Source organism: Chloroflexota bacterium, assembly GCA_035652535.1.
Lineage (GTDB): Bacteria > Chloroflexota > UBA6077 > UBA6077 > SHYK01 > DASRDP01.
Genome location: DASRDP010000035.1, coordinates 1 through 2,692 on the forward strand (window position 1 = coordinate 1; position 2,692 = coordinate 2,692).

At 66.5% G+C, this 2,692-nt stretch carries 2 protein-coding genes; one reads left to right on the plus strand and one right to left on the minus strand.

Translation table 11 applies throughout. The annotated features are described in order from the left end of the window. Positions 1–608: 608 nt before the first annotated feature. Positions 609–1,844 carry an IS110 family transposase gene (locus tag VFC51_04430; protein ID HZT06252.1) on the plus strand — a complete coding sequence of 412 codons (1,236 nt, stop codon included), beginning with the start codon at positions 609–611 and terminating at the stop codon, positions 1,842–1,844. Positions 1,845–2,040: 196 nt separating this feature from the next. Here VFC51_04430 and dapB read toward each other — a convergent pair. Then, positions 2,041–2,692: 4-hydroxy-tetrahydrodipicolinate reductase (gene dapB / locus VFC51_04435; protein ID HZT06253.1), on the minus strand; the 652-nt coding region annotated here is incomplete at its 5' end.

The following is a 2,692-nucleotide window of genomic DNA, read 5'->3' on the forward strand; positions in this document are numbered from 1 at the left end:
TGAGGTTGTTCTCGCGCGCGCCCTGCACGCGGATCAGGTCGTGGCTATCGGCAACGTGCAGCCCCGGCTGCGTGTCCATCGTCGTGGCCATGCTCGTCGTGTCTCCATCTGTTGGATCTCGATCGGCGTCGCCGGGATGCATCTGTTCGCTTCGAGTGGGCGTCCGGCTCGGCTACGCGGTCGCAGTCTACCTGATCGGCCGCAGGCCGAAGAGGTCACACGGACCGGTCCTCGCCCACCGCAAGTAACACGGATCTGTCCCTCCTACACTGCGCCGGGGGTTCCCGGATCTGTCCCTCCCACACTGCGCTGGGGGAGGTTACCCGGCGGATCTGTCCCTCCCCCACCGCAGTTACCCATAACCCTCTCGGGTCGTCACTGGGGCATGAAAATGTGCGGCGCGGTGCGCTATCGTGAGCGCGGTGAACCGCGGTGGGCGCGAAGAGGTCGATCCCGATTGGTGCTGCGAGCCTGCGCCGCAGTTTGACCCGGGTGCCCTCCGGCGTCACAGATTGTTGCTCCCGACTTCGGGAAGCACGCACGGCAGAGTCGTTGGCCCGCCGGGCATCCCGTCCACCGGTCACCCATCTTGGAGGAGGAGCGATCCGGTGGACGTGGTGTACGAGCGCTGCTGCGGGCTGGACCTGCATAAGAAGACCATCGTCGCTTGCGTGATCGTGCCCGGGGCGAAGGGGAAGCCGACCAAGACCGTTCGGACCTTTGGCACCATGACCGATGACATCGTCCGCCTGGCCGACTGGCTGAGTGCCGAGGGGGTGACCCACGTCGCTATGGAGAGCACCGGGGTGTACTGGAAGCCGGTCTGGAATGTGCTGGAGAATCGGTTCGAATTGCTCCTGGCCAATGCTCACCACATCAAGACGGTCCCGGGGCGCAAGACCGACGTGAAGGACTCCGAGTGGATCGCCGACTTGCTCCGCCATGGGCTGATCAAGGCGAGCTTCGTGCCGGACCGGTTCCAGCGCGAACTGCGGGAGTTGACGCGCTATCGCATCGAGCTTACCCGGGCACGCGCGGCGGAGCTCAACCGGCTCCAGAAGACGCTCGAGGGCGGCAATATCAAGCTCGCCTCGGTGGCCAGTGAGATCGATGGCAAGTCGGCGCGCGAGATGCTCGAAGCCCTGGTGGCCGGGGCCACCGACGTGAGCGCCATGGCGCAGTGCGCCCGCGGGCGGATGCGGGAGAAGATCACGGAGTTGGAGCGCGCCCTCGCCGGGAGCTTCGGGCCGCATCAGCGCTTCCTGGTCGCTCGCCACCTGGCTCAGCTCGACTCCTTCGACGACAGCATCGCCCAGGTGAGTGCCGAGATCGAGGAGCGCATGCGCCCTTTTGAAGCGCCGCTCGCTCGGCTGGACACGATCCCGGGGGTAGCGCAGCGCACGGCCGAAGTCCTCATTGCCGAGATGGGGATGGACATGACGCGCTTCCCGACCGCGGCACACTTGGCGGCCTGGGCCGGGTTGGCTCCAGGCAACAACGAGAGCGCTGGCAAACGCAAGAGCGGGGTCACCCGGAAAGGCAATCCCGTGCTGAAGGCCTGCATGGTGGAAGCGGCCAATGCCGCGGTGCGCAAACGCGACAGCTATGCGGGAGCCCAATACCATCGCATCGTGGGTCGGCGCGGCAAGAAGCGGGCGATGGTAGCCGTCGCTCACTCGCTGATCGTCGCCGCCTACCATATGCTCGCGCGTGGCGAGGATTACCAGGATCTCGGTGCCTCCTATTTCGATGATCGGGACCCCGCAGCCGTCCGCAAACGCTTGGTCCGCCGCCTCAACGACCTGGGCTACGATGTTGATCTCCACCAGCGCAGCGCCGCGTGACCCCGAACGTTTTATTTTCACGGCAGTGGGAGAGGTTAGGTGAGGGCACCCCGGACCTGCGCACCCGGGGATCGTGGAGAGGGAGCACCAGTGTGGCCCTCACCCCCGCCTCTCCCACTGCGGGAGGAGAGGAGCAGGAGGCCGCCCCACCGGCGCCAGTGTCCCATTCCTGATTGCCCCATGGGTCTTGCATCCATTAGCTCAGGTCCATGAGCTGGTCGAGGCCGTAGACGAGGCCGACCCTGCCCTGGATGTGCTTCAGCGCGAAGATCACGCCAGGAACGAACGAATCGCGGCCGATCGAGTCATGCCGAATAGTAAGGGATTGGCCGGGGCCGCCGAAAACCACCTGGTGGGATGCGACGAAGCCGGGCAGCCGCATGCTGTGAATGTGGACGTCGCCCGCCACGCCGCCGCGCGTTCCCTCAACGGTGTGCCTCGATACGTGGTCGGCGTCGAAGGGCCGGCCCCGGGCCGAGCGCATCGCCTCCGCCACCATGATCGCCGTACCTGAGGGCGAGTCGATCTTGCCGTCGTGGTGGGTCTCGATGATCTCCGCGGAGTCGAAGAACTTGCTGGCGAGCTTGGCGAACTGCATCAGAAGGTTCGCGCCGAGGGCGAAGTTAGGCGCCACCAGGGCAGCCACGCCTGACGTCCGTGCGGCCGCGTCGATCTGCTGGAGGTCGTCGCGGGACAGGCCCGTGGTGCCGATGACGATCGGGATGCCGCGCTCCAGGGCGGCGCGGGCATTCTCGCGCGCGCCCTCGGCGGTCGTGAAGTCGACGGCGACGCCGGCCTTCGTCAGGTCCAGGAGGCCGGCCAGCGATGGGGCAATGGGAATCTCGTCC